Raw genomic sequence first — 23704 nt, forward strand, 5'->3', positions numbered from 1 at the left:
AGGACAAACAAAAGCCACCCAGGGAGGGTGGCTTTTGTAAACGGCTTATGAAGCCGATTCTTCTGAATCTTGTTGATTTTTGACGTACCAAATGAATTTCCCTGTATATCCGTAGATAATAGCAAGACCAATGGCAACAAAGCTCAACCACATAAATGGTAAATAAGAGAATGTCGAGACGCCTAGAATCCCTGCCATGTAAATTCCGTTATCTGACCACGGAACCATACCAGACGTCATTGTTCCACCGACTTCAGCATTTCTAGATAGAACGCGTCTGTCTATTTTCAATTTATCATAGCTTTTTTCCATAATTTTCGGTGTAAGAATTAATGAAACGTACATCGCACAGCCGAAGATATTTGCGAAGAATGCAACAACAAGTGTAGATAGGGTTACATTTCCTGCATTATATAATTTCTTCTCGAAAGTAGCGACAATTACTTTTAAGATGCCAAGATATTCAAGTACGCCACCAAAACCAAGTCCGAGAATAATGACCACTAGAGATCCAAGCATATTCACAATACCGCCACGATTTAACAGCGTATTTAAGAAATCTACATCTGAATTAATAGAGAAGCCATTGTATGCTGAACCAATCGCATCTGCTGGATTCATTCCTTGGAAAGCCATCGCCCAAATGGCTCCTAAAAGTGCACCAATCGCAATAACTGGCATTGAAGGTTTCTTAAATACGAGCAGTAATACAACCACTACTGCTGGGATGACCATCCAAATGTTGATTGTGAATGTATCATGAAGGGCATTTTTCAAAAATTCTACTTTACCTTGATCAATGTTGCGTCCGCCATACATAAAACCTGTAACCGTAAACATAATCGCTGTAATCACAAAGGCTGGTATGGATAAAACCATCATTGCTCGAACATGCGCCAGCACGTCCACTTTTGAAAGAGAGGAAGCGAGCACTGTACTATCTGATAATGGGGATAATTTATCTCCAAAATAAGCACCAGATAAGACGGCCCCTGCTACAATCGGAAGTGGAATTCCAAGACCTTCACCAATTGCGATCATCGCAATCCCTGCCGTTCCAACTGTACCCCAAGAGGTTCCTGTTGCAATGGACATGATTGCACAGATGACCAGTGTAGCTAATAAGAAAATATTAGGATGAATGAATTCTAGACCATAGTAGATGAGCGTAGGAACAACTCCACCTGCAATCCATGTTCCAACAAGTGCACCTACTGCAATTAAGATCAAAATGGCTTCTAACCCATTCGATATCCCTTTTGTGATCGCATTTTGGAGATCCTTATAGGAATGCCCCAATCGAATACCTAATGCGATAACCATAAACCATGAGATGAACAATGCTAGCTGAATATCTAGTTTGAAGTAAAGAGTGAATGATAAAACAATTGCTAAAAATAAGCCAAGTACAGACACGACTTCTAAAATAGACGGTAGACGTGGTGTTTTCATTTTGTTTCCTCCCTTTGTGCGTGCGTTAAGCGTTTTCAAAATATTGTGAAAAAAGTGTGTCAATTCGAAAGAAAGTGAATTGCCTGTTTTTCTCTATTTCACAGGCAATTCCACATATTAATAAAATAAAATTTTTGATATTATTATCGCTCTAGGAGCTCTGCACCCGCAATGCCAGGCTTTGTCATCTCGTAAGGATTCAAAATAATATCAAGTTCTTCTTCTGTTAACACATCATTTTGCAGGCAAAGATCTCTGATCGATTGTCCTGTTAAAATGGCTTCCCTTGCGATTCTAGCCGCGGCTTCATAGCCTAAGTGAGGGTTTACCGCAGTAATGACACCTGCACTTTTTTCGACATATTCTTTCAAACGTTTTTCATTTGCTTCGATGTCCGCTAAACAATGATCTGTGAATGAGCGGAATCCGTTATTCATTATACTAATAGATTGAAGCAAGTTAAAGACCAGAACAGGCTCCATCACATTTAACTCCAGCTGGCCTGCTTCAGAAGCAAGGCAGATGGTGTGGTCGTTCCCAATGACCTGGAATGCGATTTGGTTAATGAGCTCTGCCATGACTGGATTGACTTTCCCAGGCATAATGGATGATCCCGGCTGACGAGCTGGTAATACAATCTCAGCAAGACCTGCACGTGGGCCAGATGCCATTAAACGAAGGTCATTCGCAATTTTAGACATGTTCATCATGCATACTTTTAAGGCAGCAGATACTTCTGTGTATGCATCTGTATTTTGCGTCGCATCTACGAGGTGCTCTGCGCCTACTAATGGCAGTCCAGAAATATCAGCAAGCTTCTTCACTACGATTTCGATGTAGCGAGGATCTGCATTGAGGCCTGTCCCAACAGCTGTCGCACCCATATTTACTTCATATAAATGCTGTTTTGATTGGTTGATTCGTTTAATATCACGGCTGAGCACACGGCTGTATGCTTCAAACTCTTGTCCTAAACGGATCGGAACAGCATCTTGTAAATGAGTACGCCCCATTTTGATCACATGATCGAATTCTTTTGCTTTCTTTTGAAATACGTCCTGCATGGCCTGCATCGTCTCAAGCAAAATGTCTAACTGCTTGAGCACAGCAATATGAATCGCCGTTGGGAACGAATCATTTGTCGATTGCGACATGTTCACATGTGTGTTTGGACTTAAATGAATGTATTCACCTTTTTGATGTCCCATGATCTCGAGGGCTCTGTTTCCAATGACTTCATTGGCATTCATATTCATAGACGTTCCTGCGCCGCCTTGAATCGGGTCTACGATGAAATATTCATGGAGTTTGCCTTCAATCACTTCATCTGAAGCTTGAACGATGGCATTTCCAATTCCTTCATATAGACGTCCAACTTCCATGTTGGCTTGAGCTGCTGCTTTTTTGACGATGGCAAATGCCCGAATGAGTTCTTCATGCATGCGATATCCTGTAATCGGGAAATTTTCTTTTGCACGAAGTGTTTGAACACCATAATACACGTCTGCCGGAATTTCTTTTTCACCTAGAAAATCCTTCTCGTAACGATAAGTTGCTTGAACCATCTCGTATGACCTGCTTTCTATAGAATAGTTAAATCACTAAATCTTCTGCGATTGGCGTTTCCATAATCTTTTTCACTTCTCGTGGATCTGTTGTTTTACCTAATGCCCACATCAACTTCGGCACGATGGCTTCTGTGTTCATGTTTCTTGAACGAGCAACCAGTTCTTGATTGATTTTACGTCCTACTTCATACACACTCATGTCTTCTCCTTCTTCGAGACACTGAGTGGTGATCACAACAGAAATGCCTTCTTCCAGCAATTCGTTGATTTTTTCTAAAAGGTTTCTTCCTTCAAAAGGAATTCCGCCGCTGCCGTAGCTTTCAATAACGACTCCTTTGTACAAACCTTTGATTGAATCTAAAAACTCAGGCTTCAGTCCTGGATGCAGTTTTAATAAACAAACGTCTGTGTTCAAGGATGCATCTAATTTAAGCGGTTTCATTGATGATCTTTTTACTTTGCTATTGTATTCAATTTGATGATTTTCAATCGATGCAATATATGGGTAGTTAATACTTTCAAATGCATCGTAGCTTTTCGTTCTTAGTTTGATTGCGCGAGTTCCTTGAATGACTCTGCCATCAAACACGACGTATACGCCGCCAACACCGTCACATGCAAAACGAATCGCATCTGTAATGTTTTTCTTCGCATCTGTTTTCTTAAATGTAATCGGGATTTGTGACCCTGTAATGACAATTGGCTTATCAGGATTTTGTAGCATATACGATAGTGCTGCTGATGTATAGGCCATTGTGTCCGTACCATGCGTGACGACAAATCCGTCATATTGATCATAATTTTCATAAATGGCTGTTGCGATATCAACCCAGTATTCAGGCTGCATATTGGTACTATCTATACTCATTAGGGACTTTGTGTCCATTGTGTAGTCTGCATTAATTTCGTTTAAATAGCTTAAAAGGTCCTCAGCTTTAACACCTGGAGCTAAACCATTTTCACTCTCTACAGATGCAATCGTCCCACCAGTGGTTAAAAGCAATAATTTCTTCAACAGGTCCACCTCTTTCAGTAAAATTACTTCGTTTGTCACACATATTATAAGCCAGCTTGTGCTATTCTATAATATACGCTTTACGCGTACCTTCATTGCCATTATAGTCACATAACGCGAATTAATCAAGAAATTATTACGCATAACGCGTACACTCTTTGTCAAAATATGATATACTGTTGTTGTATATAAAGGAGCGTTCATGTATGATACTCGATCGTTTAACCACCCTTAGAAAAAAGAAAAAATGGTCTCTCCAGCATACGGCAGATCGCCTAGGTATCGCCAAAAGCACCTATGCCGGTTACGAATCTGGGTACCGACGACCTTCGCTTGAAGCAGTGAAACTGCTGGCTGATTTGTATGATACGTCCATTGATTTTTTACTTGGTAGAACGGACGAGCCAGAGATACAACGCAAAATCTCTGATATCAAAGTTGAACTGACGGAAGCAAAAGAAGGAACCATCCATGTAGACGGCGTTCCACTAACAGATGAAGAAATTAAACAGCTTGTTGCCTTTATTCGGGCGAAAAACACTCTGAAAGTATAAACAACACAAAAAAAGAGAGGTCCCAGTCAATATGGGTACCTCTCTTTTTCTGCTTACGACAGCTCACTCAATTCCTCTAACCGCCGCTTTGCTTCTTCTTTATTAAAGGAACTATAATAGCGATAATTCTCATCATCTAAGATGCGGTAATGCTGGCTTAGCACATTTTGCTGGAGACGAAACGCACCTTTTTCCACAGACGTCCGCCACCAAACCTTTCCACCAATCGTACGTTCAACAGATAAATGCAATTCATCATGGGCGACGACTTCCAAAATCTCAAGCGGATCATCCCCAAGTGTCCCTTTTAAAATGTCACTATCCCTGAATAATGCACATACGGCCGCAGATTGCGTCCAGTTGAGGCGAAGACGATTCTTTTCTACCTGCTGCAAATGCCGCTTGGATAGACCAAGCACCTCAGCCATGCGATCCTGCGTATAGTCTTTTTCTTTTCGAATTCGTGCCATTTGTTCTGTGACGAGGTCGATTACCATTTCTTTGTCCATCTCTCATCACCTCTTGAGTGTTCAGTCTTTACTGACATCATACACGATCTCTTAAAAAAAGTGACGTCTCACCTCATGGAATGATGACGAAAACATCTATTGATTCTGTTCACCATGACCATGCTGCTGTTTCCAATCCTCTTGGGCGGCCTCATGTAAATATGGATAAATGTCTTGTTTCACCGTTTGCTCAAATACTTCTTCATCTAAAATACTGTACGCCGGAATCTTGATCAACTTCCCATCCATTTTCCGAATGAGCACATCCATGAACAGAAATCCCCTAATACTGTAACGATGCCTGCGCATATCAATAGATTGAATGTCTTGAAAAGAGATTGTTTGTTGGCGGTATAAAACAGCCCCATTCTCCCCACGCTGAATGCGGAAAATCACATTTCCCCTCTTCGTAAAAGCTGGCAGAACCATCAAAAAAGAGATCCATCCATAGACAATACCTAATAATCCGCCTAAAAATAAAAACAACGTATAATTCGATTCAAATGTAAGAGCTTCTGAAAACAACCAAATACCAATGATGCCAAAACCGCCCGTTGCTAAGAATGCCCATACTCTTAGAAAGGGTCTGCTCCTCACTTCTATTACTTCACTTGAATTCAAGCGTCATTCTCCTTTTCTCCATTAGAATATAGAACGTAATCCGTCCCTATGAGCCGTCTCTATCCGAAATTCATTTTCCTTCATGCCCGACACTAGCCAAGAATGTCTCTGCCCCGGAATAACAAATATCATAGACTCTACATCCGGCGTATTATTTTTATCATAAGTGACCTTCATCAGAGAATCCATTTTTCCTTTTCTGACCCTTACATCAGAAGCAAATTCCCGCACAAGCTCTTGGTTCTCTGCTTTATTTAGAAAAGAAGGCCACTCTTCATTCGTTTGACTGGCTTGTTCTAACAGCAGTTCAAATTCTTCTGCCTGCAAGTTAATGACTGGTGTAAGGCGTTCACTCATCTGTATGTTCAAAAAGGTTGTCACTTGCTCCACAGTCTGCTGATCGTCTTTTAGTTTGTGAATCTGATGCACTTGTTGATCATAAAGCGTATGATGCGCATACACACCTGCCTGAGTCGTATGAAAGGACGTACTGACCTCTTCATCTAATGCACCAAACCTTGAAGCTTTCACGGTATGTGATGCATCGTTCATGGCTTGAATGAAATGCCGGTATTTTTCTTTATAACGGTATTGTCTATTTCGAAATTCCAGCACGTCTTTTGCCAGCAAAGAGCGACATGCAATTTCAAATAAAAACCCAAGACGTTCATCCTCTACATCTGGATAATAGGCTTCCTTTAAAGACATTCCTTGTTCAAAATAGCCTTCACTGTAAAAACTAAAGATGAGTTCCTCGATACTTAGACTTAGCTGATCCAACTTGATCTCTCCTTATCCAAAAGAAAATGCGCCCTTCAAGAAATCACCTGCACCTTTCAACAGCGAATCTGCGGTTTCTTTTGTTTTTTCTATTCCTTTATGTATCACCTGATTTGCTTGATCAATGGTGTCATTGACTGCTTTAACACCTTGACCTGCCAGTTCAAATGCTTTTTTTCCTTTATCGACAACCGCATGAATTGGGTCTTTTAATTTCACTGCGACCTGTTCTGCAAAACCAGAAGTAAGCTTGGCAACTTTTTCACCAATAAAGCCACCTACGGCTGATCCTATCGCACCGCCGACAACTGTTCCAATTGGTCCAGCAAAACTTCCAAGAGCGCCGCCCACAACGGCACCTGCAACAGATCCGCCTGCAATAAAGACCGTATTATTCACTGCATTTCCAACAGCCTTTGCATTTTCACGCTTGAGCACTTCTGGCTGATCCCCAAATTCCGCATAGTTCTCCGCAATTTTCAGACCGCAGCCAACCGTTTCTGTTGCACCCGTGACGACCGTTGCAATGATGGCATTTCCTTTCGCAAACCTTGCACCATTTTTCAGAACAGACTTGATGCCAGCCGTGTCCTTCCAATTGATACTTCCTTTTGTGAAATCACGTACACTGTTCGTAAACGCCACTGTATCGCTAGGATAAAATTTTGTAAATTTCTTATGGACCAGGTCAGCCATCGACCAATTCGATCGTTTTAATAATTCTTTTTTACTCAGCCAAATCCTTGCCAACCGGTCAAATCTCGTACCTTCTACCCGTCCGGTTACATCAAGAAGGAGCTTTGAATGCTGCGCAGCATAGCGGCCATTTTCTTTCATAAAGGTCGTCATCCCAAGCCCATAGTATTTTGCCTGCATCATCACAATACCAGCTAGGCTCGTGAGTGTACCATATTGATCATACAGACTGTACATTTTCCTTAAAATATCATCAGCTTCGACCATTTTATCCGTTGCATGACGAATGGCAATGTCGTCACTGCTTAATTTGCTCATTAAGGCTTGTCCAGAACCCCATGCATCTCCTACTCCAGAAAAACAGCTTCGATAACGAGGATCACAGCCTAGGATGAGACCATCCAGTTCACTATGTAAATCGTGGTGCTTTGTTTCGATGGCCGAAAGCTCTCCTACAACATCATTCGCCAGCCCTGTCAGCTGATCTGGATCTACTACAATGTCACGCGCCATCACATCATCTCCCTTCTCGATTTCTTTCTCTCCGTTCTTCTCGCCTTTTTCGCTCAAGCTCTTCCATTCTGGCGATTTCAGCTTTACGTTCCTCGATTTTGACAGCAGCATCCCGCAGTTCCTGACTTGTTTCAAGCAAGTCCTTTTCAAATTGATCATAGCGTGCCGCTGTTTCCTCAAAGCTTTGATCAAATTTATCTCTTGCTTCTCCTTGCCAGCCTGATCCAACTGCCTTCAGCCGATTCTCAAGCAGCTGCTTCGACTGCCGAATGCCATCAGCGGCTTCCTGGAACTTTTGAGCGAGTGCAAGTGTTTGACTAGAATCCAACTTTCGCACCCCTTTCTCCCAAATTAACGTACAAATGGATGATTTTATATGTCCTCATTATAAATAAAAAGACACCCAAAAAAATCACCCTAAAGAACCATTCAGCACATTGCAAAATAAAAGTAGGTCTTTTTCCTCTCTAATTGTCAGAGAAAGCCTTTCTTGTTATGAAGCGCATTCAAGACATGATAAAATGAACATATTCTACAAAAGGAGTGACGTATTGATGAAAGAGGAAATGATCCAGCGATTCACAAGTTATGTAAAAGTGGATACACAGTCTGATGCAGACATGGAGAGCTGCCCATCCACTGAAGGACAGCTGAACCTAGCAAGGCAGCTCGTTGAAGAGATGAAATCCATCGGCATTCAAGAAGTGACAATGGATGAAAACGGTTATGTCATGGGCACGATCCCATCTAACACAGACAAAGAAGTGCCGACCATTGGCTTCCTGGCTCATATCGACACAGCCACTGACTTCACTGGCAAGAACGTGAAACCGCAGATTCATGAGAACTATCAAGGCGGGGACATCACGTTAAACGAAGATCTACATATCGTATTATCTCCAGCACAGTTTCCAAATTTACAAAAATACCAAGGACATACGCTCATCACGACTGATGGCACGACCCTGCTTGGTGCAGATAACAAAGCAGGTATCGCAGAAATTATGACCGCCATGCATTACCTGATTGAGCATCCAGAAATCAAGCATGGAAAAATTCGTGTCGCCTTCACACCAGATGAAGAGATCGGCAGAGGACCGCACAAATTCGATGTTGATGCCTTTGGCGCTTCTTATGCTTATACGATTGACGGCGGCCCGCTTGGAGAGCTGCAATATGAAAGCTTCAACGCCGCAGGTGCAAAAGTATCAATTAAAGGAAACAACGTTCATCCAGGGACAGCAAAAGACAAAATGGTCAGTGCTGCAAAGATCGGCATGCTCTTTCACAACAAATTTCCTTCAGATGAATCTCCAGAATACACAGAAGGATACGAAGGCTTTTTCCACCTCACGAGGTTTGTAGGAGAAGTAGAAGAAGCAGAGCTGCAATATATTATTCGTGATTTTGATAAAGAGAAATTCAACAAGCGCAAAGCACTGTTTGAAAAAATCGCAAATGACTTAAAAGCGGTATATGGCGAAAACAGCATCACCCTTAGCATTCAGGATCAATATTACAATATGAGAGAAAAAATTGAGCCAGTCAAACATATCGTAGACATCGCTCATGAAGCCATGGAAAACCGCTCAGTGACACCTATCATTGAACCAATCCGCGGCGGTACAGATGGCTCACAGCTTTCATATAAAGGACTTCCAACGCCAAACATCTTTACTGGTGGCGAAAACTTCCACGGAAAATATGAATTCATCTCTGTAGAGAACATGCTGAAAGCAGCAGAAGTGATCGTGGAAATTGCACGTTTATTTGAAGAAAAAGCATAAACATGTTTACAACCGTTCCTGTTCGGGAACGGTTTTTTAATAAAAGTTTACAATTTTCTGAAACTTTCATGACACTTAATCGTACTAATAGAGACAACCCCAGAAAAATTCTTCTTGACGAGTGAAATAACTGGAAATATAATAGTTAAAAACAACCAGTATTTTAGACCTAAAAAACAGTCTGAATAAACCTTTAGAACTAAACACGATTTGCTAACTATTTTCAGTTATAAACATCACTCACCCTGTCTACACTTAAAGAATAGGATGAATTGGAGGAATGTCATATGATGATTTTATTGATTATCGCTTCACTTTGCTGCTACTTACTATTCTCTTTCAAAAAAGATAACCGCACCCAAAAACGAAAAAGCGCAGAGCTTTCGGAGTTTGAAATCTTTCGTATGCGCCGCCACTACAACGGCAAACGCCGTCACCCACTAAACGATGCACCCAAACAAGTATAAATGTAAAAGAAGAGCCTCATCACTAGGGGCTCTTTTTATGTATAAAAAAACGACCAAATTCATGGCCGTTTCTCTTGTTTATTTATACACCTTCGCAGGTACTTGAATCATAGGAATTCCTACATAGTACGGTGAAATTTCATATGGCTGGAAGACAACAGCGATTCCCTTTTTCGTGAAGTAGTACTGCGTGTCGTAGCCGATTTGAATATCGCTTTTTTTCAGATTCGCATAGAATTTACTTTTATGCTTCTTTGTGTAGTTATAGATATAATCTCTTACTTTTGTACGCTTTTTCTTTGTTTTTACCACATCTGTAAAGTACAATTGCTTTGTTTTTTTCTTTGTTAACACATAGTTCATGCTCGTAACCATCGTATCCCCGTGCATGCTACCGTCATTCATGTAATCATAGTTTAGGATACTTAGTTTCTTCCCATTATTAAATTTCGTTTTAAACGATCTCTCGTATGTGATCTTCCCAATGCCTTCTTTTTTCGCTTCGTCCTTTAAGAACAAATACGTAGAGTAGGAAAATGCGATATCTTCTTTTAAATCATGGTTGATGGTTTTCATATGCGCTTTACTAAGGTTTTTCACCTGTGCATATTTAAACGTTTTTTTCTTTTTATAATAGTGTGTACTTACTTTTGCTTTTTTCACTTGTTTGGCATCCGCAGATCCAACCGGAGCAAACAACGAAACAATCAGCGAAAAAATGAGCAGGCTGATCGTTAGGCCTTTTTTCATTGTCATAGTAAAAACCCCCATTTTTGTCTATTACCAATTGAGTATACCATGACAAAAGAACCAAAAGAAGTGTTTTCTTCCATATTATTCTTTATTTTCGTATGAGGTTTGTTTACCGTTTTCATAAGTTCCTGTATGCTTAAGATAGAATGTTAGATGAAGTGTGGTGTTTATCATAGAAGAGAATATTTTCAGTCATATCCGGACAACATTTCATAGTTTGTCCCCTACCCAGAAAAAGATTGCCAATTACATTTTACAAAACCCTCAGAAAGTTGTGCTTCATTCGATTAGTGCACTCGCTGCTGAATGCAACACAAGTGAAACGACGATCTTTCGTTTTCTGCGAAAAATTGGCTATGAGTCCTATCAAGTGTTTCGTGTCCATGTCGCGCAGGATATTGCGACCAATACGCCTCAATCCATATACGGTGAGATCGAAGCATCTGATAGTGTCGCAGATATTAAACATAAGGTCATAGAATTAACAACCAACTCTATTCAGGATATGAAACATATTTTAGAAGACCAAGCTGTGACACAATTTATTGAGCAAATGAAACAGGCTCATAAAACCGTCTTCTTTGGAGCAGGTGCCTCCAGTTTTATTGCCGGAGATGCCTATCATAAGTTTCTCCAACTTGGCTTTGAAGTGAGTCTATGTAGTGATCCTCATATGATGAATATGATTGCAACACATGCAACGGAACATGATTTTATCGTCGCGATCTCACATTCAGGGGAAAGTAGAGAAATCCTTGATGCCGTGCAATTTGCAAAGGAAAAAGGTGCAACGGTTGCCTCGATTACGAGCTATCCGAAATCAGAGCTCGCCAAGAAATCCGACTTTCATCTGCTCAGTTCATCGAGAGAAACAACCTATCGTTCTGACTCAATGATTTCTCGTATTAATCAGCTTGTGATTATTGATGTTTTGTACGTCGCAGCTGTTTTAGAATTAGGATCAAATGCAATCGACAACGTCAAACGTTCTCGATTAGCTGTAGCTAAAAATAAAACATAATCGACCATAGACCGGAGCTGTTTCCGGTCTTTTTTTTGTGACTTTTCTCATATTTTCCGTTGACACATTCCTATTTCGTCATGTACATTAAATGAACAATAGTTTATTTCCTACTATTAAATTAAATAGATAGTATATATACTAACAAAAAGAAAAGAAAGCGCTTTTTGTAAGGGGTTTCTAAATAGGAGGCGGACAAAATGGCAAAGCAAATTGGATTCATTGGATTAGGCATTATGGGGAAACCTATGGCACTCAATCTATTAAAAGCAGGTCATACTGTGACTGTTTTCGATATTCATACAGAAGCTGTTCTAGCATTAAAAGAAGTGGGCGCAAATGCCGCTGCATCAGCTGCTGAGGCAGCATCTGTAAGCGATATCATAATCACGATGCTTCCAAAAGGTGAGCATGTAGAAGCAGTCGTAGCAGGTGAACAAGGCATATTGGCTACAGCAAAACCTGGCACGATCATTATAGATATGAGCTCTATTTCACCTGTTACTTCAAGAGCATTAGCGGCACTGGCAAAACAGCATGAGGTCGAATTTATCGATGCTCCTGTCAGTGGCGGAGAGCCAAAGGCGATAGACGGGACACTTGCGATTATGGCGGGCGGAGAAGAAGAGATCTTTGAACAAGTAAAGGATGTCCTCTATGCCATGGGCACAGATGTCGTATTAGTTGGATCAAATGGAAGCGGGACAACCGCTAAGCTTGCGAATCAAATCATCGTCAACTTAAATATCGCTGCCATGTCCGAGGCACTCGTCCTTGCCGCTAAGTCTGGCATTGCGATTGATAAAATGTATGAAGCCATCCGAGGTGGACTGGCAGGAAGTGCTGTCCTCGATGCGAAGGTTCCTCTCATTTTAGAACGAAACTTTGAGCCTGGCGGACGTATTGACATCAACTTAAAGGATTTAACCAATGTCATGGAAACCGCCCATGATATCGGCGTTCCTCTCCCGCTTTCTAGTCAGCTGCTGGAAATCTTCCACGCCCTCAAAGCGGACGGAAAGTCTGGACTTGATCACGGCGGAATCGTTCAATATTACGAAAAGATGGCTCATGTTGAAGTGAAGAAAGGATGAGGTTCTATGAAACAAAGCATTGAGTTACTAAATGCCATTCCGAAAGCGGATTCAGACCGCATTCAATCAGTATACGAACAAGCACTAAACCATTTCCACCATAAAGTGATTGTATTAGACGATGACCCAACAGGCATTCAAACCGTACACGGCGTCTCTGTTTTCACCGATTGGTCAGAGAAAAGCATTGAGGCTGGTTTTCTTGAAGACAGCCGTATGTTCTTTATCTTAACCAACTCTCGCAGTATGACAGAGAAAGAAACGGCGGTTCTTCATGAAACGATCGCATCAACGATTGTGAAAACGGCTGAACGGCTTGATCAAGATTTCATCATTGTCAGCCGAGGAGATTCCACCCTGCGTGGACATTTCCCACTGGAGACTGAAATTCTCAGAACGACCATTGAACAGCAAAGCTCCCGCCAATTTGACGGCGAAATTCTTCTTCCCTTTTTTAAAGAAGGCGGCCGCTTTACGATTGGCAATATTCACTACGTACAGGAAGGTCACGAATTAATTCCTGCTGGTGACACAGAATTTGCATTGGATCGTACATTCGGATTTCAATCTTCTCACCTCGGAGAATGGATCGAAGAGAAATCAAACGGATCGTTCACTAAGGAAAACACTACTTATATTTCTTTAGAAGATATCCGGGCTTTACGTATTGAACAAATAAAGGATCAGCTGATGACCGTGAAGGATTTTCAAAAAGTGGTTGTGAATGCAGTGGACTATGACGATGTCAAAGTCTTTGTCGTTGCCCTCATAGATGCCATCAAAGCAGATCAGCACTTTCTATTTAGAAGTGCGGCAGCTCTCACAAAAGTGCTTGGCGGTGTTGAGGATCAAGCACTATTAACTAGACAAGACTTAATACAGGAAGAAAGCAGGCACGGTGGCCTCATCATGGTCGGTTCCCATGTTAAAAAAACAACCGAACAATTGCGAGCGCTGCAGCAAAATGAAGACATCGCATTTATTGAATTTGATACACACCTCGTGTTAGAACCTGAAGCATTTCAAGAGGAAATTGACCGCGTGATTCAACAAACTGAAAGGCTTTTAACAACCGGGCAATCGGTTACCGTTTATACAAGGAGAGAACGACTTGATCTTGGGGACAATCGCCGAGAAGAAGAATTGAAGCTGTCTGTTCAGATTAGTGATGCTGTAACAAGCATTGTCCAGCGCCTCTCCATTCGCCCTAAGTACCTCATTGCTAAAGGTGGGATCACCTCAAGTGATATTGGAACAAGAGGACTCAGCGTCAAACGTGCGACTGTCGCAGGTCAAATCAAACCAGGTATTCCCGTTTGGCAAACAGGAGAAGAAAGCAAATTCCCATTTATGTCTTATGTGATTTTCCCGGGAAATGTTGGCTCAAAGGATACGTTAAAAGAAGCAGTAGACATACTTGAAGGATAAAGCAGAGGGGGTGTTCACGCTCCCTTATGCAGCACAAAGGAGGAAAGATCATGTCGTTAGTTTTTATCGGACTTGGCGTTTTGTTATTACTTTTACTCATGGTTGTCTTTAAGTTAAACGCTTTCATTTCGTTGATTATTGTCTCTTTAATCGTTGCCGTTTTAGAAGGCATGTCACCACTTGAAGCGATTGCTTCAGTCGAAAAAGGGCTTGGAAGTACACTCGGCCATCTGGCGTTGGTTCTTGGCTTTGGAGCGATGCTTGGTAAATTGATGGCTGATTCTGGCGGTGCTCAGCGTATTGCCATGACACTCATCGACCGCTTTGGTATCGGGAAAATTCAATGGGCGACGATGCTGACTGGATTTGTTATCGGAATTGCTCTATTTTATGAAACCGGATTCATTATTCTTATTCCATTAGTCTTTACCATTGCTCAAGCCGCAAGACTCCCTGTGTTGTATGTGGGAATGCCGCTCGTCGCTGCACTCATTACAACACATGGCTTTCTCCCTCCTCACCCAGGGCCGACAGCCATTGCCAATGTATTTCAAGCCAACATGGGACAAACCTTATTGGTTGGAATTATTTTAGCCATTCCTGCTGTTTTAGTAGGCGGACTTCTGTTTACGAAACTATTTAAGAAAGATCAACTGCATGCACACATTCCAAAGGACTTGTTTAATCCAAAGGAATTTACAGAAGAGGAAATGCCAAGCTTCGGCATTAGTATTTTCACCGCTATTTTACCTGTATTGCTCATGACATTCAGAGCATGTTTAGAAATTTTCTTCCCGTCCTCCCCGCTGCTACCGGCGGCTGAGTTTTTAGGTGAGCCGGCGATTGCCCTATTAATCTCTGTGCTGCTTGCCATCTACACATTTGGTCTTGGCAGAGGAAAGAGCATGCAGGACGTCATGAAGTCGATTACGGATTCAATTGGCTCCATTGCGATGATTCTATTGATCATTGCAGGCGGCGGCGCCTTTAAACAGGTGCTCATTGACAGCGGCGTTGATCAATACATTGCAGGGATTATGCAAGGAAGCACACTGTCTCCTCTGCTCCTCACTTGGCTAATTGCAGCTGTCCTTCGTGTCTCTTTAGGGTCAGCGACTGTCGCGGGTCTCACAGCAGCTGGCATTTCTGCACCGCTGATTGGTTTGACGGGAGTCAGCCCAGAATTAATGGTGATTGCAACAGGCGCCGGCAGTATAACATTCTCTCATGTGAATGATGCAGGTTTCTGGATTTACAAAGAATACTTTAATTTGTCGATGGCTCAAACTTTTAAAACTTGGACATTAATGGTGACTGTTCTATCACTTGTTGGATTAGCAGGTGTTCTCGTCGCTGATTTGTTCATGTAGGAAAATAAATTGTAAAAACCATTGACTTTTTCTCGAAAAGATTGAATAATTGTGTTTATTAAGAAAATTGAATCAAAGGTAACCTTATTAAGAGTGGTGGAGGGACTGGCCCTGTGAAACCCGGCAACCGCTGTTCCTAGGAACAGAATGGTGCTAATTCCTTAAGCAAGCTGATGCTTGTTTGAAGATAAGGCAGAGATCTCACAGTATATGATGCTCTTCCTTATCCAAGGAAGAGCTTTTTTATTTGATTTATAACCTGAAGAAAGAAGGGATTCAGCATGACACAAGTACAAACCATTGGTAAGAAAACAACAAAGCCGCCATTTCGCGCAGATCAAGTAGGGAGTTTACTTCGTTCTGAACGCATCAAAAAAGCCCGCAAGCAAAAAGCAGACGGTACACTGACAAAAGAACAGCTCAGACAAATTGAAAACGAAGAAATCACTCGTATTGTAGAGAAGCAAAAGAAAATTGGATTAGAGGTTGTCACAGATGGAGAATTCAGACGTGCATGGTGGCATTTTGACTTTCTAGAAGGGCTTGATGGGGTCGAAGGATTTGAAGCAGACCAAGGCATTCAATTCCACAATACGACGACAAAAGCGAGAGGCATCAAAGTAACAGGTAAGATTGATTTTACTGATCATCCAATGCTGGAGGATTATCGCTTCCTTCACAGCATCGCGGGTGATCATACGGCTAAAATGACGATTCCGAGCCCGAATATGCTCTTTTTCCGTGGAAAGCTTGAAGAGGGTGTGTACGACAGCTTAGATGATTTTCACCATGACGTGGCACAAGCTTATAAAAAAGCCATCCGTGCTTTTTATGATGCAGGCTGCCGTTACTTACAGCTAGATGATACAGCTTGGGCTGTGTTCTTTTCTGAAAAAGGACATGAACAAATCAAAGCTTTTGGCCGCGAGGAAGATGAACTGCGTGAATCGTTTGCGAAAACAATCAATGAAGCGGTTGCCGATCGACCAGATGATTTAGTGATCACCATGCACATTTGCCGTGGTAACTTTAAATCAACATGGGCAGCCGAAGGTGGTTATGAGGCAGCAGCAGAAACGATTTTTGCCGGTCTGGATTTGGATGGTCTCTTTTTAGAATTCGACGATGACCGTTCTGGCGGATTTGAACCTCTTCGCTATGTGAAAAACCCAAATCTCCAAATCGTACTAGGGCTTGTCACTTCAAAATACGGTGAGCTTGAGCCGGCTGAACAGATTAAAAAACGAATCGCGGAAGCGGCTCAATACATCGACATTAACCAGATTTGCTTGAGTCCGCAATGCGGGTTCGCCTCAACAGAGGAGGGCAATTTGTTAACAGAAGAGCAGCAATGGGAAAAGCTGCGTCATGTGATTGAGATTGCGGATCAAGTGTGGACATCATAGGCCATCACAATAAAAAGAGACAAACCGTTTCATCAGCGGTTTGTCTCTCTTTTTTATGCGTCTAAATGCTTTCCATTTGTCGCAATCACTTGTTTATACCAATCAAAGCTTTTCTTTTTCTTTCTATCCAATGTACCGTTGCCTTCATTGTCGCGGTCGACATAAATGAAGCCGTAGCGTTTTTTCATTTCAGCTGTTGATGCACTGACAAGGTCAATTGGGCCCCAGCTTGTATAGCCGATCAGATCAACGCCGTCTGCGATGGCTTCTCTTGCCTCAAGCAAATGACTTCTAAGGTAATCAATTCGGTAATCGTCTTGAATGGAGCCGTCTTCTTCTACTTGATCCACAGCACCCAATCCATTTTCCACGATAAACAATGGTTTTTGGTAGCGGTCATATAGTTGGTTTAGTGTTGTACGAAGTCCTTTTGGATCAATTTGCCAGCCCCAATCACTTGCTTCTAGGTATGGGTTTTTTACGCCAGAAAATAAGTTTCCGCCTTCTGCCTGATCAAGGATTGCAGGGTCTGTACTTGCCACAAAGCTCATATAGTAACTGAACCCGATATAGTCGACTGTATGGTTTCTTAAAATGTCTTCGTCACCGTCTTGGAATTCAATGTTGATGTTATTTTCCAGGAAATAACGTTTCATGTATCCAGGATAGTAGCCTCTTGCCTGCACATCTGAGAAGAACAATGTTTTACGATCTTGTTCAATCGCAGCAAACATATCTTCTGGTCTTGAGCTATACGGATATGTGGTCATCGCTGCAATCATACAGCCTATTTTCGCATCTGGAATGATTTCGTGTCCTGCTTTAACAGCTAGAGCACTTGCAACAAATTGGTGATGCGCCGCTTGATATTGAATGCTTTTTTCGTCTTCACCTTCTTCAAATACAAGTCCGCCGCCGGTGAAAGGCGCATGTAACACGACATTGATTTCATTGAAGGTCATCCAATATTTCACTTTATCTTTAAAGCGAGTGAACAATGTTTTAGCATATGTTTCATAAAGACCCACAAGCTTACGGTTTCTCCATCCGCCATAGTTTTTCACAAGACCTAGCGGCATTTCATAATGAGAGATCGTGACTACTGGCTCAATACCATGCTTGTGCAATTCATCAAATACTTTTTCATAGAAAGCAAGTCCCGCTTCATTTGGTTCAGCATCGTCGCCATTTGGGAAAATACGTGGCCAAGAAATGGATAGTCTAAAGCACTTGAATCCCATTTCTGCAAACAGGGCAATATCTTCTTTATAGCGATGATAGAAGTCGATCGCATCATGATATAAGTTAAGGTCTTTCATTGATTCGTCAAATGGGTGCATAATACCGTGTGGTGATATATCGGCTGTCGACAAGCCTTTTCCATCTTTGTTATAAGCGCCTTCAATTTGGTTGGCGGCTACCGCGCCGCCCCATAAGAAACCTTTAGGAAATGTTTTTTCTAAATTCGTCATGTTGAATGCCCTCCTCATTTTCTTCTACACTGACTGTAAGCAATGTCTCTTTTACTGTAATCGCCCCATCTGTTTTCGCATCAACTTGTGCAAAATCATTTGTGTTGGTGACGATAATTGGCGTTGTTACATCATAGCCATCTTGCTGAATGCCCTTGATATCAAATTCAACTAGCAGATCTCCTGCTTGAACGAGATCACCTGACTGCACATGACTTGTGAAATGTATACCGCCAAGTTTTACTGTATCAATCCCCACATGGATGAGAAGCTCTGTGCCTTGATCACTCTTTAAACCAATGGCATGTTTTGTTTGGAAAATGGTTTCAACCTTGCCATTGAAAGGTGCTACTACACGTCCAACTGTTGGGACAATGGCTGTTCCTTTACCCATGATTTCATTAGAGAATGTTGCATCATTTACTTGATTGAGCGGCTTTAGTTGACCTTCAAGCGGGCTTTGTACCACTTCATTTTGAAGCGCTACTGTGTTTTTCTTTCCTTCTGGTTTGTCTGCTTTTGTATCATCTTTCACTGGTACATCTTTGAATCCTAGAACAAGTGTCATGATGGTTGCTACAACAAAGCCGATCACTAATCCAATGATGGAGTAAACAAATGTCGGTCCAATGAACGTTGGGAGACCTGGGAGACCTGCTGATCCAGATATCACATACGACTTTACTTTGAAGATGGACATGAACACGCCGCCTGCTGCTGCACCAATGAGGGCTGCAAGGAACGGTTTTTTCAATCGCATGTTCACACCATACATAGCAGGTTCAGTAATACCCATTAATGCAGTGATACTTGTAGACATCGCCAATGATTTGAATGTTTTGTTTTTTGATCTTAAGAAGACACCGAATGCTGCGCCTGCTTGTGCCATATTCGCTACAAACATCATTGGAAGAATGAAGTCAAAACCGTTTAATGTAATGTTGTTGATCATGATTGGAAGTAGTGCATAGTGCATGCCCGTAATGATCAATGGTGACATAAAGCCACCGATTAAGAGTCCGGCCAAAATACCTGCATGTTTGAACAATAAATCAATTCCACCTGAAAGGCCATTTCCGATAATCCCACCAAGCGGTCCAACCGCGATGAGCATAATTGGTACCACGACAAGAAGTGTAACTGTTGGAACAAGAATGATTTTTAGTGATTTCGGACTATATTTTTCTGCGAATCTTTCAACATATGAGCCGAGCCAGATAGTGAGTAGAATTGGAATCACCGATGAAGAGTACACAACGGCAACCACTGGCAAGCCTAGAAATTCTGTATTTCCTGCACCTAGTAAAGCCGTGAGCTGCGGGTGCAGTGCGGCTGCTGCAATGGCAGCGGCGATATACTGATTTGTGCCAATTTTTTTGGCTACGCTTACAGCAAGCAGAATCGGTAAGAAGTAAAAGGCTCCGTCTCCGATAGCTGTTAAAATTGCATATGTGCTGCTTTTATCTGATATCCACTGGAACGTAAGCATGAGTGCCAAGATCCCTTTGATCATACCAGCTCCAGCGATGGCTGGAAGAATCGGTGTGAAGACACCAGAGATAAAATCGAAAAGTTTTGAAATCACATTTTGTTTTGAAGCTTCTTCTGAACCGCCTGACTTTACATCTGTTGAAAGGCCTGAATCAGCAATCATCGCTTGATAGACATTTGATACATCATTGCCGATAATAACATGGTATTGACCGCCGCTTTGATTCACGCCCATGACGCCGTCTGTTGATTGCAGCTTCTCTTTATCCGCTTTGCTTTCATCGTATAGGTTGAAGCGGAGCCTTGTCATACAGTGCGTGACATGCTTAACATTCTTTTCACCGCCGACAAGCTCTAGAACTTCTTTTGCTGTTTGTTTGTGGTTCATTGTGTTACCCTCCAATCGTTGATTTCATCTTGATATAGAAAAAACCTAAACATCCATTAATGCCCGAAAAATAGCGATTCAGACATTAATCGATATTTAGGTTTTGCCTGCTTAACCAGTAACAATCCTTCATAGCGATTGATCGTTATTCAATTTTATAAGCCTTTAGATACAAAAAAACCTAAATCATGCCTTATCAAAGATAGGGACAATGATTTAGGTTTTGCCTGCTTGACCAGTAACAATCCTAAAAGATTGTGGGTTATTGAGTTTATATTTATAAATTATCATGTTAATTTTGAGATGTCAACGCTTTCTTTTTGATTTATTTTCTTTTTATGACTCGATCGATGTGCAAAGTTAAGTATAACATCTCATCTTCTATGAGACTTCGGTTGTATTCTTTTTGTACATAGTCATTAATTTTCTCCGTACATTGAAAAGCGGCTGTATTTTTTTCCTTTACCACTTCATACAGAAACTCATTTTGATTTTCCATTTGTGTTTCGTTAAACAGACGCTGTCCAAAAAACTTTAAATGCGTGACAAAACGGAAATAATTTAATGATTCTTCGTCCAAATCAATTTGGAAATGATACTTTACGATGTTCAAAATATCTTGAATCAGTTTTGTAATTTGAATGACATTCGGCATTTCCTCATTCAGTTCTGCATTGACAATATGCATCGCAATAAAGCCTGCTTCATCCTCGGGAAGATGGATGTTGAGCTTGTCCTCGATGATGCGGATGGCTTCTACACCACACATGAATTCCTCTTTGTACAGCCGTTTGATTTCCCAAAGCAAGGCATTTTTAATGTCCATTCCTTTTTGATGACGTTCAATAGCAAAGGTAATATGATCCGTTAACGTGACATAGATGCTGTCATTTAAATTTTTGTTAAGGGTCGTTCTCGCGTGATCAATAATGGCCTCACACACTTGCATATACTCGATCGGAATATCATAAAGCAGGGTTTTGAATTTTTCTGATATATCTTTATTTTGAATGGAAAATACTTTTTCGATACGTTCTTCGTCAATCGGGTCTCCGCTTTTCTTTTGAAACGCAATCCCTCTGCCCATAATGACCAGCTCATGCTGCTCGTCATCATACGCACTGACCACATTATTGTTGATTACTTTCGAAATGATCAATTGATCCCCCCCAGTACATTCCGCTTTTTCAGCATTTCATTGTTGACTGATATGTCATTTTATTATTATTTTCAAAAAAGAGGACTTTAAGATGATTTTACATTTTTTTTTGATACGGTCAACTAGAAAGAATGACATATTGCCTCTCAGAAATGACGATTTAGGGGCAAAAAGGCTAAAAATAGACAAAAAACACTCTTCAAAAAGAGTGTTTTTTACAAAATTAGGAGCAATCCCAATTATAGACGACGTTCTCGAAATGTTTTCGTTTGAGATCTTCTGGTTTGATAAAAAAGTTAGCAATGCCGCAATCTCCCCACAACATGTCCACTTCATCATCTGAGTCAATTTGCAATAACAGTACAGTATGTTCTTGGTCTACATAGGTGCGCGGGTCTTCTTGTGTAAAACCTGGGTATCCGCCTACTTTGTGGCCAAAGCCACTTGCTGTCTCATAAAATTCATCTAGCAAATGATCCGCTTCATCACCATCAATACCAACAGCATCTTCGAATAGATCCCAGCTTTGCTTTCCTGTGATTTTTTCAAAGCGGAAATCTCCTACACTGATCGTTTCGCTTGATAATTCACCTGTAATCGCACCTTCCTTCGTAACTGGAAAATAAAAATCGTCAGGAATTTTCACGAATGAAAAATCAGTCAATAAGTCTTCTTCAGCTAAGAAAGGTTCCTCAATAAATTTGATCCGAAAATCTTTTTGCTCTGTTTTATGGTCAATATTCATCCCATAAAGATCATCATGTACAGAAATAAAAACTTGCAAAAGTCCTGTTTCTGGGTAATCTTTCAGCTTCGGCAGCTGGCCGAAATTGATTTGTGCCAGCAGCTTCATAGGATGGCCTTCTCCGTCAACAGGGTATTCGTCGTTTTTTGGGAAATAAGGATCGCCTGCTATTTTGCTGTCATACGGCCCTGTTTTTCCTTGTTTTATCTGTAATTGAATCAGTGGTTTTTCAGTTTGATCTAACAATGGACGGTAAGGCGCAAGTACTTCTTGCAGCTTTGCTGATTGCGTCACGATGGTCTTCCTCCTTATGAATAGGTCTAATGATCAAAACAGGTCTTTCTTTTTCTATCATACAGAAGTGTAACTTCCCTGTCAGTGAAAAACCGGTCAATATCATGACAAAAAACTCACTTTAACACGTTAAAAAAACCTCCGATATTGCTGGAGGTTTTGTGATTCGTTTATTTATTTCACTTGATAATTCACTAAGTCTGTTGCCAATGTTTTCATCGTTTCGTTCGTTTCGTGCAGCCCCTCAATAATTTTCGTGAAAGTGCCAACGAGTTCTGCTTGATGTTCAGAAGAAGCCACGATTTGTGCTATTTCTTCTTCCATTCCTTTGATAGAGCCTTGCACATCTTTTAGCGCTGTTTCAATATCAGTCGTTGCTTGCTTTGCGTGAGTAGACAGCTTTCTCACTTCCGTAGCAACCACCCCAAAGCCTGCACCTGCTTCACCGACTCTTGCAGCCTCAATGGATGCATTGAGTCCAAGTAAGTTCGTTTGATCAGAGATACCTTTGATGAGATTAGACACTTGATTGATTTTAGAGGAATTTTCGACAGTGGTTTTTGTATTTTGTAGAATTTGTTCACTTGTCGCTTGTAGTTCCTCTGAATGTGCGGCCACTTGCTGTACCATCGCGACGAGTTTTTCGGAAGCTTCGTTACTTTCCGCCATAATGTGTTCTAATCGTTGTTGATTCGTTTGGTCATATGCTACACAGAAGGCAGCGATCACTTGGCCATTGTCATCTTTAATCGGGACGGCGACGATGTCCATAGGAATTCCGTACACCTCTTTAGGAATCTGGATAAATGATGGCTCTCTCCCATTTTTCAACATCGAAAAGTTTTGGAACCCGGGAGCTACAACGTCCCCTGCTTTAAACCCTAAGTCAATGTTCCCGTGCTGCTGATAATAAAGAACCTTCTCTTTCCCTAATACAGAAAAGGTTAGCTGCTCTCTCATAGCTAGTCCAACGATTGGTAAAGCGTCTATTATGTTATCAATTCTCTGTGACATTCGCTCACGTTCATCCTCTCTTTTTCTCAGTACACTCTCTTTATCGGTTCTTTATATGATCCCTTACAGCCTGCAATGTGTACTAATATCAATCAAATGACCTAAGA

The 23704-nt window shown here is 41.3% G+C and carries 22 protein-coding genes and 1 riboswitch; of the genes, 8 read left to right on the plus strand and 14 right to left on the minus strand.

The features are described from left to right. Positions 1-45: 45 nt before the first annotated feature. From nhaC to NST57_RS19305, 3 genes are all read right to left on the minus strand, one after another. Positions 46-1452, minus strand: coding sequence for a Na+/H+ antiporter NhaC (gene nhaC / locus NST57_RS19295; protein WP_073413177.1), 1407 nt, complete (start codon positions 1450-1452; stop codon positions 46-48). Positions 1453-1595: 143 nt separating this feature from the next. After that, on the minus strand, positions 1596-3017 hold the full coding sequence (gene aspA / locus NST57_RS19300) for an aspartate ammonia-lyase (RefSeq protein WP_142153231.1): 1422 nt from the start codon (positions 3015-3017) through the stop codon (positions 1596-1598). A gap of 28 nt (positions 3018-3045) precedes the next feature. Beyond that, the gene (locus NST57_RS19305) at positions 3046-4035 is read right to left on the minus strand and encodes an asparaginase (protein WP_017358664.1); all 990 of its coding nucleotides are present in this window, start codon (positions 4033-4035) and stop codon (positions 3046-3048) included. Positions 4036-4241: 206 nt separating this feature from the next. Between NST57_RS19305 and NST57_RS19310 the strand changes: the two genes are divergently transcribed. Further along, a complete protein-coding gene (locus NST57_RS19310; protein WP_008345648.1) occupies positions 4242-4589 on the plus strand; it encodes a helix-turn-helix domain-containing protein in 348 nt (115 codons plus the stop codon). Between the two features lie 53 nt (positions 4590-4642). Here the strand turns inward: NST57_RS19310 and NST57_RS19315 are convergent, their stop codons facing one another. The 5 genes from NST57_RS19315 to NST57_RS19335 all read right to left on the minus strand — a co-directional run bounded on the left by NST57_RS19315 (position 4643) and on the right by NST57_RS19335 (position 8036). After that, on the minus strand, positions 4643-5098 hold the full coding sequence (locus NST57_RS19315) for a helix-turn-helix domain-containing protein (RefSeq protein ID WP_142153233.1): 456 nt from the start codon (positions 5096-5098) through the stop codon (positions 4643-4645). A gap of 96 nt (positions 5099-5194) precedes the next feature. Then, positions 5195-5719: a DUF5381 family protein gene (locus NST57_RS19320; protein WP_142153235.1), complete on the minus strand. Its 525-nt coding sequence runs from the start codon at positions 5717-5719 to the stop codon at positions 5195-5197. A 21-nt stretch (positions 5720-5740) separates the two neighbouring features. Further along, on the minus strand, positions 5741-6499 hold the full coding sequence (locus NST57_RS19325; RefSeq protein ID WP_341299093.1) for a hypothetical protein: 759 nt from the start codon (positions 6497-6499) through the stop codon (positions 5741-5743). Between the two features lie 12 nt (positions 6500-6511). After that, the gene (locus NST57_RS19330) at positions 6512-7708 is read right to left on the minus strand and encodes a DUF6861 domain-containing protein (protein WP_341299094.1); all 1197 of its coding nucleotides are present in this window, start codon (positions 7706-7708) and stop codon (positions 6512-6514) included. A gap of 4 nt (positions 7709-7712) precedes the next feature. Continuing rightward, the gene (locus NST57_RS19335; protein ID WP_142153239.1) at positions 7713-8036 is read right to left on the minus strand and encodes a WXG100 family type VII secretion target; all 324 of its coding nucleotides are present in this window, start codon (positions 8034-8036) and stop codon (positions 7713-7715) included. A 226-nt stretch (positions 8037-8262) separates the two neighbouring features. Between NST57_RS19335 and pepT the strand changes: the two genes are divergently transcribed. Both pepT and NST57_RS19345 read left to right on the plus strand, forming a co-directional pair. Then, the gene (gene pepT, locus NST57_RS19340) at positions 8263-9495 is read left to right on the plus strand and encodes a peptidase T (protein ID WP_341299095.1); all 1233 of its coding nucleotides are present in this window, start codon (positions 8263-8265) and stop codon (positions 9493-9495) included. Positions 9496-9782: 287 nt separating this feature from the next. After that, positions 9783-9962 (plus strand): hypothetical protein, encoded by a 180-nt coding sequence (locus tag NST57_RS19345; protein ID WP_008345664.1) that lies wholly within the window; start codon positions 9783-9785, stop codon positions 9960-9962. A gap of 78 nt (positions 9963-10040) precedes the next feature. Here NST57_RS19345 and NST57_RS19350 read toward each other — a convergent pair whose 3' ends face one another. Then, positions 10041-10718 carry a DUF3298 and DUF4163 domain-containing protein gene (locus tag NST57_RS19350; RefSeq protein ID WP_017368341.1) on the minus strand — a complete coding sequence of 226 codons (678 nt, stop codon included), beginning with the start codon at positions 10716-10718 and terminating at the stop codon, positions 10041-10043. Between the two features lie 160 nt (positions 10719-10878). Between NST57_RS19350 and NST57_RS19355 the strand changes: the two genes are divergently transcribed. The 5 genes from NST57_RS19355 (at position 10879) to NST57_RS19375 (ending at position 17034) form a co-directional block, all read left to right on the plus strand. After that, the gene (locus NST57_RS19355) at positions 10879-11736 is read left to right on the plus strand and encodes a MurR/RpiR family transcriptional regulator (RefSeq protein ID WP_017368342.1); all 858 of its coding nucleotides are present in this window, start codon (positions 10879-10881) and stop codon (positions 11734-11736) included. A 200-nt stretch (positions 11737-11936) separates the two neighbouring features. Continuing rightward, positions 11937-12830 carry a 2-hydroxy-3-oxopropionate reductase gene (garR, locus tag NST57_RS19360; protein WP_341299096.1) on the plus strand — a complete coding sequence of 298 codons (894 nt, stop codon included), beginning with the start codon at positions 11937-11939 and terminating at the stop codon, positions 12828-12830. A 6-nt stretch (positions 12831-12836) separates the two neighbouring features. Beyond that, the gene (locus tag NST57_RS19365; protein WP_142153245.1) at positions 12837-14258 is read left to right on the plus strand and encodes a four-carbon acid sugar kinase family protein; all 1422 of its coding nucleotides are present in this window, start codon (positions 12837-12839) and stop codon (positions 14256-14258) included. 50 nt (positions 14259-14308) lie between these two features. Then, entirely contained in the window at positions 14309-15628 is a 1320-nt protein-coding gene (locus NST57_RS19370; protein ID WP_008345676.1) for a gluconate:H+ symporter, read from the plus strand. 81 nt (positions 15629-15709) lie between these two features. Further along, a riboswitch (SAM riboswitch) is annotated at positions 15710-15822 on the plus strand. Between the two features lie 87 nt (positions 15823-15909). Further along, positions 15910-17034 carry a 5-methyltetrahydropteroyltriglutamate--homocysteine S-methyltransferase gene (locus NST57_RS19375; RefSeq protein WP_341299097.1) on the plus strand — a complete coding sequence of 375 codons (1125 nt, stop codon included), beginning with the start codon at positions 15910-15912 and terminating at the stop codon, positions 17032-17034. 53 nt (positions 17035-17087) lie between these two features. Here NST57_RS19375 and NST57_RS19380 read toward each other — a convergent pair whose 3' ends face one another. From NST57_RS19380 to NST57_RS19400, 5 genes are all read right to left on the minus strand, one after another. Beyond that, the gene (locus NST57_RS19380; RefSeq protein WP_142153251.1) at positions 17088-18506 is read right to left on the minus strand and encodes a 6-phospho-beta-glucosidase; all 1419 of its coding nucleotides are present in this window, start codon (positions 18504-18506) and stop codon (positions 17088-17090) included. After that, positions 18478-20385, minus strand: coding sequence for a beta-glucoside-specific PTS transporter subunit IIABC (locus tag NST57_RS19385; RefSeq protein WP_341299098.1), 1908 nt, complete (start codon positions 20383-20385; stop codon positions 18478-18480). Before NST57_RS19385 ends, NST57_RS19380 begins: the two co-directional genes overlap by 29 nt. A 325-nt stretch (positions 20386-20710) precedes the next feature. Continuing rightward, positions 20711-21544, minus strand: coding sequence for a BglG family transcription antiterminator LicT (licT, locus tag NST57_RS19390; protein WP_142153255.1), 834 nt, complete (start codon positions 21542-21544; stop codon positions 20711-20713). Between the two features lie 223 nt (positions 21545-21767). Continuing rightward, positions 21768-22583, minus strand: a complete 816-nt coding sequence (locus NST57_RS19395) for a DUF1963 domain-containing protein (protein ID WP_142153257.1) — start codon at positions 22581-22583, stop codon at positions 21768-21770. A gap of 174 nt (positions 22584-22757) precedes the next feature. Next, a complete protein-coding gene (locus NST57_RS19400; RefSeq protein ID WP_142153259.1) occupies positions 22758-23597 on the minus strand; it encodes a methyl-accepting chemotaxis protein in 840 nt (279 codons plus the stop codon). Positions 23598-23704: the final 107 nt, after the last annotated feature.

It is taken from the genome of Bacillus sp. FSL M8-0077 (genome assembly GCF_038050255.1).
Lineage (GTDB): Bacteria > Bacillota > Bacilli > Bacillales > Bacillaceae > Bacillus > Bacillus altitudinis.